Genomic DNA, 13,358 nt, shown 5'->3' on the forward strand with positions numbered 1-13,358 from the left:
ACTCACTTCAACTGATCCTCGGTGTAGTAGCCACCCTCGACGAGCAGCTTCTCGTAGTTGTCCTTGTAGACGATCTCGGGCTGCAGCAGGTACGCGGGAACGACCTTGTCGCCGTTGTCGTAGTCGGTGGTGTTGTTGGTCTCGGGAGTCTGACCGTTGAGCATGGCCTGAGCCATCTGGATCGTGACCTCGGCCAGCTGGCGCGTGTCCTTGTAGATCGTGGAGTACTGCTCACCGGCGATGATCGACTTGACCGACGGCACCTCGGCGTCCTGTCCGGTGACGATCGGGTAGGGCTGGCCTGCCGTGCCGTATCCGTTGCTCTTGAGTGCCGAGAGAATGCCGATGGACAGGCCGTCGTACGGCGAGAGCACGCCCTGAACCTTCTGGCCCGAGGAGTACGTCTTGGTGAGGAGATCCTCCATGCGCTTCTGTGCGGTGGCGGGGTCCCAGCGCAGTGTTGCAGCCGTCTCGAAGTCGGACTCGCCGCTGCCGATCTTCAGAGTTCCCTTGTCCAGGTACGGCTTCAGGGTCTCCATGGCACCGTCGAAGAAGAAGGTGGCGTTGTTGTCGTCGGGCGAACCGGCGAAGACCTCGATGTTCAACGGGCCTGCGGGCGCGTCGGCCTTGTCGGTGCCGTCCTCGTTCTTCAGACCGAGGCCGACGAGAAGCGACGTGGCCTGGTCGACGCCGACCTTGTAGTTGTCGAAGGTCGCGTAGTAGTCGACATTGGGTGAGTTGCGAATCAGACGGTCGTAGGCGATGACTCCGATGCCGTTGTCCTTGGCTTCCTGCAGCTGCGTGGTGATGGCGGTGCCGTCCACGGAAGCCACGATGAGAAGCTTTGCGCCCTGGGTGATCTGGTTCTCGATCTGATTGACCTGGGTGGGAATGTCGTTCTCGGCGTACTGCAGATCGACTTTGTAGCCCTGACCCTCGAGTGCACTCTTGAGGTTGTCGCCGTCGGCGATCCATCGGGCGGAGGACTTGGTCGGCATCGTGACGCCGATCAGAGCGCCTGCCGTGCTGCCGCCTTCGGCCGGAGCCTCGTCTGCGGTCTTGGTGCTCGATCCGCACGCGCCGAGCGTGAGGGTGAGTGCCACCGCGGCCGCGGCCATGGATAGGTGTCGAAACTTCATCGTTTCTCCCTGCGTAGTGAAATCGGACCGTGGGTCGCGGTCGAGGCCTCTCGTGTGCCTCACATCACATCAAGACGAAAGTGTGAGCGATAACATCGGCGTTGTCAAAGAATTCTTTTCCCCGGCCTCGTGACCAGTGTGAGCGCTAACATCGATGCGCAGACGAACGCTCGCGATGCCGTTCGCTGGTCAGGTCAGTGCAGCTCGTGGACCGACTGCTTCCCGCTCTTGAGCCACCGGCCCGGGAGCCGGCCGACCAACTCTCCCAGCGGATGAACCGCCGCCGACAGGATTTCCACGGAGTCCTGCAGGATGTCGATCGAAATGCTCATGCGCTCGATGTTCGGCGCCACCGACGTCAGGGTCTCGGACAGCTTGACGAGCTGATCGAGTGGGCCGCCCTTGGCCGTCAATCTCTCGATGGGACCGTCCTCGGCGAGCAGCGTCTCGAGGATCCCGTCTTCGGCAATAGCGCGTTCGATAAGGCCGTCCTGACGCGTGAGTACCTCGAGGGGGCCGTCCGTGGCCGTCAGTCGTTCGAGCGGACCGTTGGTGGCGGTGATGCGGTCGAGCAGGCCGCCTTCGGCCAGCAATCGTTCGAGGGGCCCGTCCTCGGCCAGCAGGCGATCCAGGGGCCCGCCGGGAGCAAGAATGCGTTCGACGGGTCCGCCCGGAGACAGCAGGCGCTCGAGGGTGCCGTCCTCGGACGTGAGTCGATCGACGACGCCACCCTGGGCGAGCAGGCGATCGAGCGGCCCGCCCTCCTTGAGTGCGTTGCCCAGGGCGCGGTCGTCGGAGGTGAGCTGACCGAGCTGAGCGAGCAGTTGCATCGTGCCGCCGCGTGGGTTGGCGAGCGAGGCCACCCCTGCGGTGCCGGACGCGCCGGTGGCCAAGGCCATCCGGGTCGTCGCCAGCGCGACCTCCGCGACGCCGATCGCCTGTTCGGCGATGGCGATTCCGGCGCGCGCGGGCAGTGTGATCGCTGACACCCAGTTCATCGTTTTACTGTAACTGCTCGTAGCTCGGAAAATCAGTGAAGAACCTTCAGTCCCACGACGCATCCGACGATCCCGACCAGAAGCGCAATTTTGAGAATCGACGCAGCTTCCTCGCCGGTGATCATGGCGTACGCGACGGTGAGGGTGGCACCGATTCCCACCCAGACTGCATAGGCGGTTCCGGTGGGCAACGACCGCATTGCGACCGCGAGACCGATCATGCTGAGCACCACCGCGACACCGAAGACGGCGGACGGTCCGAGTTTGGTGAAGCCCTCGGACTTACCCAGTGCGGTTGCCCAGATCGCTTCGAGGACGCCGGAGACGACGAGAATCAGCCAAGCCATGAGAAATCACTCCTTGCACCGTCTTGTCGCTGTTCGGGTACGGTGCGCTCGTCCGATTGTCGGAAGTGACTTGTACGATCGTACCAATCTTGGCGGGTAGTGGCCAGAAGTTTCGAGCTCTCAGTATGCGTACGTGTTCGCCGGTGCCTCGATTCGCTCGACCGACAAGACCGTCATCGTGGGCGTGAATGCGGTCTCCTCGGTCGCGGTCGCCGCGTCGACCGTCCCCGAGATCTCCAGCCAGGTGCCGTCCGGAATTCCGTCGAGAGCGCCGCTACCTGCGTCGAGGTGGATGCGGACGGATCTGGCGTCGGCCGCACAGCAGATGATCAGAACGCGCGCGAGATCGAGGCCTTCTCTCGTGCCGTCGACACGCGGCGAGCCTCCGCTCGCGGTGGCGACGGCGAATCCGGTGACGCGAATCTCCCGTCCGTCGAGGCTGTTCTCGGTATCCCTGACCGCGCGTTGCACGACGTCGAGCAACGGCACCTCGGGTGCGTCCTCGTTCGGCAGCGGTGGAAACGCTGTCCTCTGGCGATCGGCCGCCGAGGTGACGGATCGATCGCCGACTGCCGAGACTCCCAGCGCGGGCGGTGCGACGAACAGGATGACCGCCAGCGGGATCAAGAGCAGCCAGTACGGACGTGAATCGTGATCATGACCGTCGCCCGCGGGCCCACCGCGGCGGATGTCGGCGGCGATCGACGCGATCGCCAGGGCGACGATCAACACCCCGGCGGTCAGCAGATACGGATGCAGCGAGGGTTTGACATATCGCACAAAGGTGCCGTCCATCGAGATCTTGACCGTGGCTCCGCCGAGAAGCAGCAGCAGCAGATTCTGCACCTCGCGTTTCATCGCGCACCCAGGAACGCGTAGCCGCTGACCGAGGCGCACACGATCGCGACGACGAACGTCAGCGGGGCGAAGCGAGCCACGAAGCCGCGTCCGAAGCTGCCGGCCTGCATCGCCATCAACTTCACGTCGACCGCAGGTCCCACCACCAGGAAGACCAGCCGAGGCAGCAGCGGCAGCATCGACATGCTCGCCGCGACGAATGCGTCGGCCTCCGAGCACAGCGCGAGAATCACCGCGAGCACGGCCATCACCAGGATCGACAGCAACAACTGACCGGCGAGATGGTCGAACACCCAGTCCGGAACCACCAGATGCAGCAATGCGGCGGCCGCCGCTCCGAACACGAGAAAAGCTCCGGCCTGGAGCAGATCCGCACGCGCCGACTCACGGAACGTCTCCCACTTCGAGTTTCCGTGGCGGTGTTCGCGATCAGCGAGTCGAGCAGAGATCCACTCGGCCTTGCCGAACCTGGTCCACAGCCAGCCCATCAACAGAGCGGTGGCGAGTGAGCCGAAGAACCGCGCGAGAACCATCGCCGGCTCGCCGGGAAAGGCCACGGCGGTGGAGACCAGGACGACGGGGTTGATCGCCGGTGCCGAGAGCAGAAAGGCCAGTGCCGCAGAGGTCGGGACGCCCTGATCCATGAGCCGACGCGACACCGGGACGGCACCGCATTCGCAGCCGGGCAGCGCCATTCCGGCCAGTCCCGTCACGCCGACGGCAGCGGTCTCGTTCTTCGGCACCACCTTCCGAAGGACCGCGGGCGAAACGAACGCGGCAATGCTCCCGCTGACCAGCACACCGAGCACGAGGAACGGCGTCGCCTGAACGAAGATCCCGGTGAACACCGTCGCTCCGGTCTTCAGCGCGGGGGACGAGTCGACCCACCGGGCGATGTCGGAACCTGTCGCGATGCCCAACACGAGCAGAGTTGCGAATACGTGCATGGATGACACCGCCGGCCGAGCCCTGGTGCGGGTGTCGGTGTTCGCGTCGACCATGGTGCTGCCATCATGCCTCCTCCAGGTTCCGGAGTGCCGGCGGTGGCTCACAGCAACCTCACAGCGAGAGTCCAGCGAACGAGCAGCATCTCGCGCGATGATGGACACCGTGAGCGAGACACCCGAGGCCCGAGTCCTGATAGTCGACGACGAACCGACCATCGTCGAACTGCTGTCGGTCAGCCTCAGGTACCAGGGATTCGAGGTGGCGACGGCGTCGTCCGGTCCCGAGGCATTGGACAAGGCCCGCAACTTCAGGCCCGAGGCTCTCATTCTCGACGTGATGATGCCCGGCATGGACGGTTTCGGTCTGCTGCGTCGGCTGCGAGCGGACGGAATCGATGCGCCCGCCCTGTTCCTGACCGCACGAGATTCCGTGGAGGACAAGGTGACCGGGCTGACCCTCGGTGCGGACGACTACGTCACCAAGCCGTTCTCGCTCGAGGAGGTGGTGGCCCGACTCCGGGTGATCCTGCGCCGTTCGGGCAAGAGCGAGGACGCGCAGCCGTCCCGAGTTGCCTTCGCGGACATCGAACTCGACGACGACACCCACGAGGTGTGGAAGGCGGGCGAGCCGGTCTCGCTCTCGCCCACCGAATTCACGTTGCTGCGGTACTTCATGGTGAACGCGGGAACGGTGCTGAGCAAGCCGCGGATTCTCGACCATGTGTGGCACTACGACTTCGGTGGTGAAGTGGGAGTGGTGGAGTCGTACGTGTCGTATCTGCGCCGCAAGGTCGATACGGGCGACACCCGATTGATCCACACATTGCGGGGCGTCGGCTACGTCATGCGCCAGCCGCGGTGACGGGCATTCGAGGTCGGATTCGGAGTCTGCCGCTGCGTTTCACTTTGGTCGCCGCGCTGCTGCTCCTGGTCGGTCTCGGTCTGCTGGCGTCGGGAGTGGCCGTGACCTCGTCCCTCGAGACGTCGTTGATGCGTCGCCTCGATCAACAACTGATCGAGGCGTCCGTGGGCTGGGCCAAGCCGGGTAACGAACGCCCGCCCTTCCCGGTCGACGAGCCCAATCCAGGTCGCCCGCCGTCCAATTTCTACGTTCGTTTCGTCGCCGACGACGGTACCGTGCGCGGTCCGATCAACGATGTGGCAGAGGATGTTCCGGACCTGTCGGGCACGCCGTCGGCGACCCCGAAGACCGTCGGCTCCGAGGGCGACCCGTCGAAGGAGTGGCGGGTGATCACGGTGACGAACAGCGAGGGTTCCACCACCGTCGGCATGTCGCTCAGCGCCAATCAGCAGACCGTCGGCAGACTCGTGGTACTCCAGTTCTACATCGGCGCGGCCGTGTTGCTGGCCCTGGCCGTGATCGCCTACTTCGTGGTGCGGCGCAGTCTGCGACCGTTGCGTGAGGTGGAGACGACGGCTGCGGCCATCGCTGCCGGAGACCTACACCGTCGAGTCCCCGAGTGGAGTGAGAAGACCGAGGTCGGCCGGTTGTCGGCGGCCCTGAACGGGATGCTCTCGCAGATTCAGCGCGCGTTCGCGGCAACTGCGGCCTCCGAGGAGGCCGCTCGCGCATCCGAGGATCGGATGCGCCGCTTCGTCGCCGACGCGAGCCACGAATTACGAACACCGTTGACGACGATCCGCGGGTTCGCCGAGCTGTACCGACAGGGTGCGATGAGCGATATCTCGTTGTTGATGAACCGAATCGAGGGCGAGTCGGCGCGCATGGGACTGCTCGTCGAAGACCTGTTGATGCTCGCGCGCCTCGACGCGCAACGACCTCTGGACATGCGACGCGTCGATCTGCTGACCGTCGCCGCCGATGCCGTGCACGACGCCAAGGCGGTCTCGCCCACACGAGACATCTCGCTGAAAGTGTTGGCGGGGCCGGGAATACCCGAAGTCAGCGGCGACGACGCGCGGCTGCGTCAGGTGCTCGCGAACCTCGTCGGCAACGCGGTACGGCACACACCCGAATCCGCATCGATCACCGTCTGCGTCGGAACGACCGAGTCGTCGGTGCTGCTCGAAGTCCAGGACACCGGGCCCGGTCTGGGCGAAGAAGAGGCGGCGCACGTCTTCGAGCGCTTCTATCGAGCCGACTCTTCGCGGACGCGCGAGAGCGGGGGCAGCGGGCTCGGTCTGTCGATCGTGGCGGCCCTGGTTGCCGCGCACGACGGCACGGTGCGTGTGCAGAGCGCCCCGGGGCAGGGCGCGACCTTTCGAGTCGAATTACCCCGCGCCGACGGTTGATTCGTGTGCCGTCCTGGCCTTCTTGCGTTCGGCCAACTTCGTGTATGCGGCTGCGGCGAGTGGCGCGGCCACGAGCATCGACACCAGACGGATCACCTGAACGCACGCCACGAAGGTGACGTCCGACCCGGTCGTCGCGGACACGGCCAGTACAGCGGCCAATCCGCCGGGTGTGGTCGCGAGGTAGCCGGTGAGCATGCTGACTCCGGTGATCGCAGACAGTGCCCAGCCGAACAGTGCGCAGATCACCCCGATCGATACGACCAGCAGTGCGGCCCACGGGAAGATACGACCGATGGCCCGCAGACTGGAGACGGTGAAGGCGAGCCCCGCTTGCCATCCGATGACGATGAACGCCACCGGCAACAGCACGGTCGGGACCGAGATGTCGACCGGCCAGCCGAGCAGTTCGCAGGCACCGGCGACGATCAGTGGTCCGAGTGTGGCGGGAGCGGGCAGTCGGATCAGCCGGGCGAGAACGATTCCGGCGACGACGGCAGCGATAAGAAAGGCCGTGCCGATGTACCAGGGTGTGGTCGACTGCTCCTGCGCGTCGGCTCCACCGCCGGTGTCGGTGTGGAACGCGAACGTGACGATGAGCGGCATCGTGACCACCACGAGTGCGACGCGTAGATACTGGACCACTGCGACGATGCGCTCGTCCCCGCCGAGTTCTCGGGCGATGGATACCAGACCCGTTGCGCCACCGGCAATCAGGGACAGCGCCCCGGTGACCGGGTCGACGTCGCGATGCAGGGCGAGCAGCGCACCGCAGCCGGCGCTGACGACCAGCGTCCCTGCGCCGACGAGAACTGCGGGAATCCAGTTCTCGCCCAACGCACCGAGGGTGTCGGTGTCGAGCATCAACCCGATGGTCACGGCGAGTGTGCCCTGCGCCGCCATCGACGCCGGCCGCGGTACCGCGCCCGGGCCCAGGCCGGTCAGTGCGAACACCACCGCGACGACGAGGGCCGCGAACAACGACGGTGCTGTCAGGCCGAGGGCTTCGAAAAGGGCCCAGCCCCCGACGGATACGGCCGCGAGGCCGATCCATCGGAGGCTGTGCCCGAGTATCCGGGTCACGCGGTGTCGAGCTCTCACGCTCCGGACTTGACCAGCAGAACCGGGACCGGAATCTCGAGGAGCAGACGCTGAATCGTCTGTCCCATCAAGAACTTTCCGACCGCCGAGCGGTGGCGCGAGCCGACCACCAGGATCTCGGACTTCTGCTCTTCCACCAGTGTCAGCAGAGTGTTGACGGCGTCGGGATCGGGCCTACCCACTGCCACGGTCCAGGAGACCGCGTCTGCGTGGTCGATGTCGGTCAACGCGGTCTCCACGGCGGTGGACACGGCCTGCGTCTCGGCGGCCTCGGCGGACGGCTCGGCCGATCCGGAGAGTGCGTGCAGTACGACCAGGTCCGTCTCGCGGATGCGAGCTTCTCGAACGGCGGCGGCCAATGCTGCGCGGCCCTCGGGTGAATTGTTGTGCAGTACGCCAACAGTCATGACGGTTTCTCCTACGAGAGGTGGGGTGGGGGATCAGCCGAACGGGATCTGGCCGAGGACGATGCCGACGGCCAGCATGGCCAGCGAGACGACCACCGCGCGCCACAGCACCTTCTTGTGGTGATCGGCCAGCGACACTCCGGCGAGGGTGACCAGCAGCAGGATGGCCGGAACCAGCGGGCTCTGCAGGTGGACGGGCTGACCGGTGATCGAGGCACGCGCCATCTCGACCGGGTCGATGCCGTACTTGCTCGCGGTCTCGGTCAACACCGGCAGGATGCCGAAGTAGAAGGCGTCGTTGGTCATGAAGAACGTCAGCGGGATACTCAGGATGCCGGTGATGACGGCCAGGTACGGGCCCATTCCGGACGGGATGACGTTGAGCAACCACTCGGCCATGGCCTCGACCATGCCGGTGCCCTGGAAGACGCCGGTGAGGATTGCCGCGGCGAGCACCATGGCGACGACGGAGACGATGGAGGACGAGTGCCGTGCGATCGCGTCGCCCTGCTCCTTGACCTTGGGGAAGTTGACCGTCAGGGCGATCGAGGCAGCGATCATGAACAGCACCGGGATGGGCAGGATGTCCATGACGAGGATGACCAGCAGGATGACCGTCAGAGCAGCGTTGAACCACAGCAACTTCGGGCGCAACGTGTCGCGATTGGGGTCGAGGCCGTCGAAGAACTGGCCCGATTCGCCGGAGCCGTCCGATCCGCCGGTGCCGGAGCCGCTTCCGCCCTTGCCGCCCTTGCGGACGCTGCCACCACCGCCGGATGCCACCAGTTCGGGCTCGTAGATCAGCTTGCCGATACGGCGACGCTCCATGATGCCCAGGTGAACGGCGAAGAGCAGCACGATGATCAGGCCGACGATCATCGACGGAACCATCGGCACGAAGACGTCGGACGGGGAGATGCCGAGAGCCGATGCCGCGCGAACCGTCGGGCCGCCCCACGGGATGATGTTCATGGTGCCGTTGGCGAGACCTGCGACGACCGTCAGAATCACCGGGCTCACCCCGAGTTTGAGGTACAGCGGCAGGAGTGCGGACGTGACGATGATGAACGTCGTCGAGCCGTCACCGTCGAGCGAGACGACCATGGCCAGAATTGCCGTTCCGACAACGAGTTTCATCGGGTCATTGCGGACGACGCGCAGGATGCCACGCACCAGCGGGTCGAACAGTCCGACGTCGATCATGATTCCGAAGAAGATGATGGCGAAGAACAGCAGCGCCGCGGTGGGGGCCAGGGATTTGATGCCGTCGGTGATCATGTCACCGATGCCGAGTCCGGCACCGGCCAGCAGGCCGAAGATGACGGGTACGAGGGTGAGCGCGACGACGGGCGTGGCTCTCTTGGTCAAGATCAAGAACATGAAGGCGGCTACCATGAGGAAGCCGAGTATCACCAACATCGTGCACTCCTTCTCGAAATGTGTGAGGTGGGTCCGGTTGGACTACGTGTTGTGACTGAAGTTACGTAACCGGCATCACATGTTCGCTGTTGTGCGCACTACCCGCGCAAGCAACGTAAAGAGCCTTTTGCGCATTGTGCTCGAGCCCGCCAGGCGCATAGCCTGGGTGAGTGCGATTGAGGACCCAGGTGCTGTTGCTGCAGGCAGCGCTGGTGGCGGTGGCCCTGGCAGTGGCGTTCGGGGTGTTCGCGATCAGCAGTGGCGAACAGGCGAGCGAGGAGTACGGCGAGCGGGCGCTCGCCGTTGCGCGAACGGTGGCCTCGGATCCGCAGGTGCGCTCGCTGGTCGAGCAGTTCTCGGCCGCGGACACCGCAGGTACCGATGCTGCGCCGGCCGGGGTGTTGGCAGGCGGCGCGCTCCAACGGGCGGGCGAAAGTGCTCGGGAGCGCACCGATGCCCTGTTCGTCGTGATCACCGACGATCGGGGCCTGCGTTTGGCGCACCCCGATCCGACCGTCCTGGGGCAACGGGTGAGCACCGATCCGTCGGGTGCGTTGGCGGGCAACGAGGTGGTCGAGCAGGAGCGTGGCACGCTGGGTGACTCTGTTCGCGCCAAAGTTCCTGTGCTGGCGCTCGGTTCCAGTGACGTGGTGATCGGCGAAGTGAGTGTGGGTATCTCCACGACGGCCGTACGTACCGAGCTGGTGAAGGACTTGATCAACGGCGGACTGGTGACCGGAGCCGTGCTGCTGTTGGGTGTGCTCGGCTCGATCCTGTTGGCGCGCAGATGGAAACGTCTGACTCTGGGGCTCGAACCGGAGGAACTCGCCGAACTCGTCCGTGAGCAGGAGGCAGTGCTGCACGGGATCGGCGAGGGCGTGGTGGCCATCGACCCGGACGGCGTCGTCACGGTCGTCAACGACGAGGCGCGTATGTTGCTCTCGATCGACGGCAAGCCCGGGATGCGTGTCGAGGACATCGGCCTGACCCCGAGGTTGCTCGAGGTCATCGAATCTCCGACGGCCGAACCCGTACTGGCGGCCGTGAACGAGGTCGTGGTGATTGCCGCCGCCCGAAAAGTGCTGCGCGACAATCGAGATCTGGGTACGGTGCTGACCGTGCGTGACCGAACCGATGTGGAGACGCTGACGCGTCAGCTCGACGCGGTGCAGTCGATGTCTGCGGTGCTGCGCGCGCAGCGGCACGAGTTCGCGAACCGGATGCACCTGGTCAGTGGCCTGCTGCACGAGGGGCACCCAGATCGAGCGTCGACGTACATCGACGAGATTCTCGGTGTCGGACCGAGATCGGAAACCGTCGAGGGCATCGATGCCGTGTCCGACGCCTACCTGCGGTCGTTCCTCACTGCGAAGGCGGCGCACGCGCGTGAGAGCGGGGTGCGGTTGGTGTTGGGGGAGAACACCTGGGTGGGCAGCGAACTGGTCGTTCCCGTCGACGTGACGACAGTGTTGGGCAACCTCGTCGACAACGCGATCGACGCCGCCAGGCTGGGTGTCCGCCGGCCGGCCGAGGTGGAAGTGGAACTGGTACAGGATGGTTCGACGCTGCACATCGTGGTCGTCGATTCCGGTGACGGCGTGGCCCTGGCACCCGATCAGGTGTTCGTCGAGGGGGTGTCCACCAAGTCGACGGCCGAATCGCCTGCCGGTCGAGGAGTGGGTCTGGCACTGAGTCGGCAGATCGCGCGTACTCGCGGCGGCGACGTGACATTGGCCGATGTCGGTGGGCAGCTCACCGAGGAGAACGGACGAGGAGGCGCGGTGTTCATCGCGTCGATGCCGGACGCACTACGAGAAGACGGGGCCTCGCAATGAAGGTACTGGTGGTCGACGACGATTTCCGAGTCGCGGATCTGCATGCGGCACTGGTGAACTCACTCGACAACTACGAGGTGGCAGCGGTGGCGACCAGTATCGCTCAGGCGCGTGAGCTGCTGACGGCACAGTCGTACGACCTCGCTCTGGTGGACGTCTATCTGCCGGACGGGTCCGGTATCGACCTGGTCCGCGAACTCCCGTGCGACGCAGTGGTGCTCTCGGCCGCGGCGGATCAGCAGACGGTCCGCTCGGCGATGGCAGCGGGCGCGTGGACGTATCTGATCAAACCGTTTCCGCGCTCGGCGTTGATCGACCGGCTCACCGGGTATCTCAGGTACCGGGCTGCTCTGGACCGTACGGACGAGCTCACCCAGGCCGACATAGACGGCGGTCTCGATGCGCTGCGCCCACGCGCGGCGGCACCGCTTCCGTCCTCGCAGTCGGTGACACGTGATCTTGTGCTCGATGCCGTGCGCGGTACGGACGAGCCGATGTCTGCTGGGGAAGTTGCTGCCGCCATTGGGATTTCGCGAGCGACGGCGCAGCGATACCTGGCAACCCTGGTGTCCAAGGGGCGGCTGCGCATGCAGCTGCGCTACGGGTCGACCGGAAGGCCGGAGCAGGAATACTCGTCAGTGCCGGGTGCGTGACACCGCCACCACCACGGCCCCGAGAATCGATATCGCAGCAGTCACCAAGGCTGCCGTGTTCCAGCCCGTCGTGAGCGCAGCCGCGGAATGCCCGCCCGATGGAACAGCCACCACCGCAACGACGGTGACTCCGATTGCGGATCCGACGTAGCGTGCGGTGTTGTTGGCTCCGCTGCCCATTCCGCCGCGGCCGGCAGGCACGCTGGCCACTGCCTCGCGTCCGAGTGCGGCGTTGAGTACTCCGCTCGCGATGCCTGCCACGAGCAGCCCGGGGAGCAGCCGCGACCAGGTTGCGTTCTCGGACAACCCCGTGAGCATCACCATGCCGATCGCGACGCCGACCAGACCGACGGCGAGTTGCGTCCGACCGCTCACCGATGCAGGGAGCCTGCGGGCCAACAGGGCGGTGACGACGGACGTGGCCGACCATCCGAACAGCAGCAGCGCGGCACCGAGCGCATCGATTCCCAGCACGGTTCCGACGAATCCTGGCATGTACGACATCAGGGCGATGATGCCGCCGCCGGTGGCCAGTGCGGCGACCGTGGCGGCGAGAAACGGTGGGTGCCGGAACAGGGCGAGATCCAGCATCGCTGTGGCGCTGCGCAATTCGAGAACGGTGAAGGCGGCCAGGAGAAGAACGGCGAGGACGAAGAGAACGATGGGGGTCACGGCCGTCCAGCCCTGCCTGCCCTCGACCAACGCGGCGAGCAATGCGGCGATGCCCGTTGCCAACAGCAGCGCCCCGATCGGATCGAGGCCACGCGGGGCGTCGGACCTGGATTCTTCGACGAGCACATGCGCGGCGATCGCCAACGCGACCGTGGCAATCGCGAGAACCACGTAGGCCTCACGCCAACTCGCCCAGCGATCCAGTAGGGCAGCCAGCAACGGGCCGAGGGCAATGCCGGCACCCACGCTTGCACCCCACACCCCGCTCGCCTTGGCGCGCACCGGACCGGCCGGGTGCGTGTGCGCGATGATGCCCAGACTCGACGCGATGACCGCCGCTCCGCCGAGACCCTGCAGGATGCGGGCCGATACGAAGATCAACGTATTCGGAGACACGGCACTGATCAGCGTGCCGACTGCCAGTACCGCTGCCCCGAGTGCGAAGGTGCGGCGACGGCCGAAGTCGTCGGCGACAGTCCCGGTGGTGAGCAGAGCGGCAGCGAGGCCGATGCTCATCGAGCTGAGAATCCAGGTGCGTCCTGCTGCGTCGGACATCAGGTCTGCCGCGGTGCTGTTGATGGTCGCCAGTGGTGCGGTGAACGCCATCAGGGTCAGCAAGGTGCCGAGCGCTGCGATGGTGAGCGCGCGGGTGCTGTTCGTGGTGCTGACGGGCGAGGGTGCAGTATCGGTCATCATCGTCCTTTTGGT

13 protein-coding genes and 1 riboswitch are annotated in these 13,358 nt (G+C 65.7%); of the genes, 4 read left to right on the plus strand and 9 right to left on the minus strand.

Features of this window, described 5'->3' with window-relative positions; translation table 11 throughout:
- Window positions 1-2: 2 nt before the first annotated feature.
- The 5 genes from chvE to CH275_RS27645 all read right to left on the minus strand — a co-directional run bounded on the left by chvE (window position 3) and on the right by CH275_RS27645 (window position 4,343).
- Window positions 3-1,139, minus strand: a complete 1,137-nt coding sequence (gene chvE / locus CH275_RS27625; protein WP_094619402.1) for a multiple monosaccharide ABC transporter substrate-binding protein — start codon at window positions 1,137-1,139, stop codon at window positions 3-5.
- 194 nt (window positions 1,140-1,333) lie between these two features.
- Entirely contained in the window at window positions 1,334-2,137 is an 804-nt protein-coding gene (locus tag CH275_RS27630) for a hypothetical protein (protein ID WP_032376325.1), read from the minus strand.
- A gap of 32 nt (window positions 2,138-2,169) precedes the next feature.
- Window positions 2,170-2,484: a DMT family transporter gene (locus CH275_RS27635; protein ID WP_094681328.1), complete on the minus strand. Its 315-nt coding sequence runs from the start codon at window positions 2,482-2,484 to the stop codon at window positions 2,170-2,172.
- A gap of 12 nt (window positions 2,485-2,496) precedes the next feature.
- A riboswitch (guanidine-III (ykkC-III) riboswitch) is annotated at window positions 2,497-2,559 on the minus strand.
- A 45-nt stretch (window positions 2,560-2,604) separates the two neighbouring features.
- Window positions 2,605-3,342 carry a TIGR03943 family putative permease subunit gene (locus CH275_RS27640; RefSeq protein ID WP_094681329.1) on the minus strand — a complete coding sequence of 246 codons (738 nt, stop codon included), beginning with the start codon at window positions 3,340-3,342 and terminating at the stop codon, window positions 2,605-2,607.
- Window positions 3,339-4,343, minus strand: coding sequence for a permease (locus tag CH275_RS27645; protein WP_094681330.1), 1,005 nt, complete (start codon window positions 4,341-4,343; stop codon window positions 3,339-3,341). Before CH275_RS27645 ends, CH275_RS27640 begins: the two co-directional genes overlap by 4 nt.
- Before the next feature lie 97 nt (window positions 4,344-4,440).
- Between CH275_RS27645 and CH275_RS27650 the strand changes: the two genes are divergently transcribed.
- Together CH275_RS27650 and CH275_RS27655 are read left to right on the plus strand one after the other, a co-directional pair.
- Window positions 4,441-5,151 carry a response regulator transcription factor gene (locus CH275_RS27650; protein ID WP_045200320.1) on the plus strand — a complete coding sequence of 237 codons (711 nt, stop codon included), beginning with the start codon at window positions 4,441-4,443 and terminating at the stop codon, window positions 5,149-5,151.
- The gene (locus tag CH275_RS27655; RefSeq protein ID WP_256991249.1) at window positions 5,148-6,563 is read left to right on the plus strand and encodes a sensor histidine kinase; all 1,416 of its coding nucleotides are present in this window, start codon (window positions 5,148-5,150) and stop codon (window positions 6,561-6,563) included. The genes CH275_RS27650 and CH275_RS27655 overlap by 4 nt, the downstream gene beginning before the upstream one ends.
- Here CH275_RS27655 and CH275_RS27660 read toward each other — a convergent pair.
- Genes CH275_RS27660 through CH275_RS27670 form a run of 3 tightly spaced genes read right to left on the minus strand, consistent with a single transcriptional unit; the run spans window position 6,543 to window position 9,490 of the window.
- Window positions 6,543-7,664 carry an AbrB family transcriptional regulator gene (locus CH275_RS27660; protein ID WP_094681331.1) on the minus strand — a complete coding sequence of 374 codons (1,122 nt, stop codon included), beginning with the start codon at window positions 7,662-7,664 and terminating at the stop codon, window positions 6,543-6,545. The genes CH275_RS27655 and CH275_RS27660 overlap by 21 nt on opposite strands.
- Complete coding sequence (locus tag CH275_RS27665; protein WP_094681332.1) at window positions 7,661-8,071, minus strand: universal stress protein; 411 nt, start codon at window positions 8,069-8,071, stop codon at window positions 7,661-7,663. The genes CH275_RS27660 and CH275_RS27665 overlap by 4 nt, the downstream gene beginning before the upstream one ends.
- 33 nt (window positions 8,072-8,104) lie before the next feature.
- Window positions 8,105-9,490, minus strand: a complete 1,386-nt coding sequence (locus tag CH275_RS27670; protein ID WP_094681333.1) for a CitMHS family transporter — start codon at window positions 9,488-9,490, stop codon at window positions 8,105-8,107.
- 170 nt (window positions 9,491-9,660) lie between these two features.
- Between CH275_RS27670 and CH275_RS27675 the strand changes: the two genes are divergently transcribed.
- Together CH275_RS27675 and CH275_RS27680 are read left to right on the plus strand one after the other, a co-directional pair.
- Window positions 9,661-11,325, plus strand: a complete 1,665-nt coding sequence (locus CH275_RS27675; RefSeq protein WP_094681334.1) for a sensor histidine kinase — start codon at window positions 9,661-9,663, stop codon at window positions 11,323-11,325.
- Window positions 11,322-11,978 carry a response regulator gene (locus CH275_RS27680; protein ID WP_094681335.1) on the plus strand — a complete coding sequence of 219 codons (657 nt, stop codon included), beginning with the start codon at window positions 11,322-11,324 and terminating at the stop codon, window positions 11,976-11,978. The genes CH275_RS27675 and CH275_RS27680 overlap by 4 nt, the downstream gene beginning before the upstream one ends.
- Here the strand turns inward: CH275_RS27680 and CH275_RS27685 are convergent.
- Window positions 11,961-13,343 carry an MFS transporter gene (locus CH275_RS27685; RefSeq protein ID WP_256991250.1) on the minus strand — a complete coding sequence of 461 codons (1,383 nt, stop codon included), beginning with the start codon at window positions 13,341-13,343 and terminating at the stop codon, window positions 11,961-11,963. The two genes, CH275_RS27680 and CH275_RS27685, sit on opposite strands and share 18 nt — an antisense overlap.
- Window positions 13,344-13,358 lie beyond the last annotated feature (15 nt).

The organism is Rhodococcus sp. 06-235-1A, assembly GCF_002258785.1.
GTDB lineage: Bacteria > Actinomycetota > Actinomycetes > Mycobacteriales > Mycobacteriaceae > Rhodococcoides.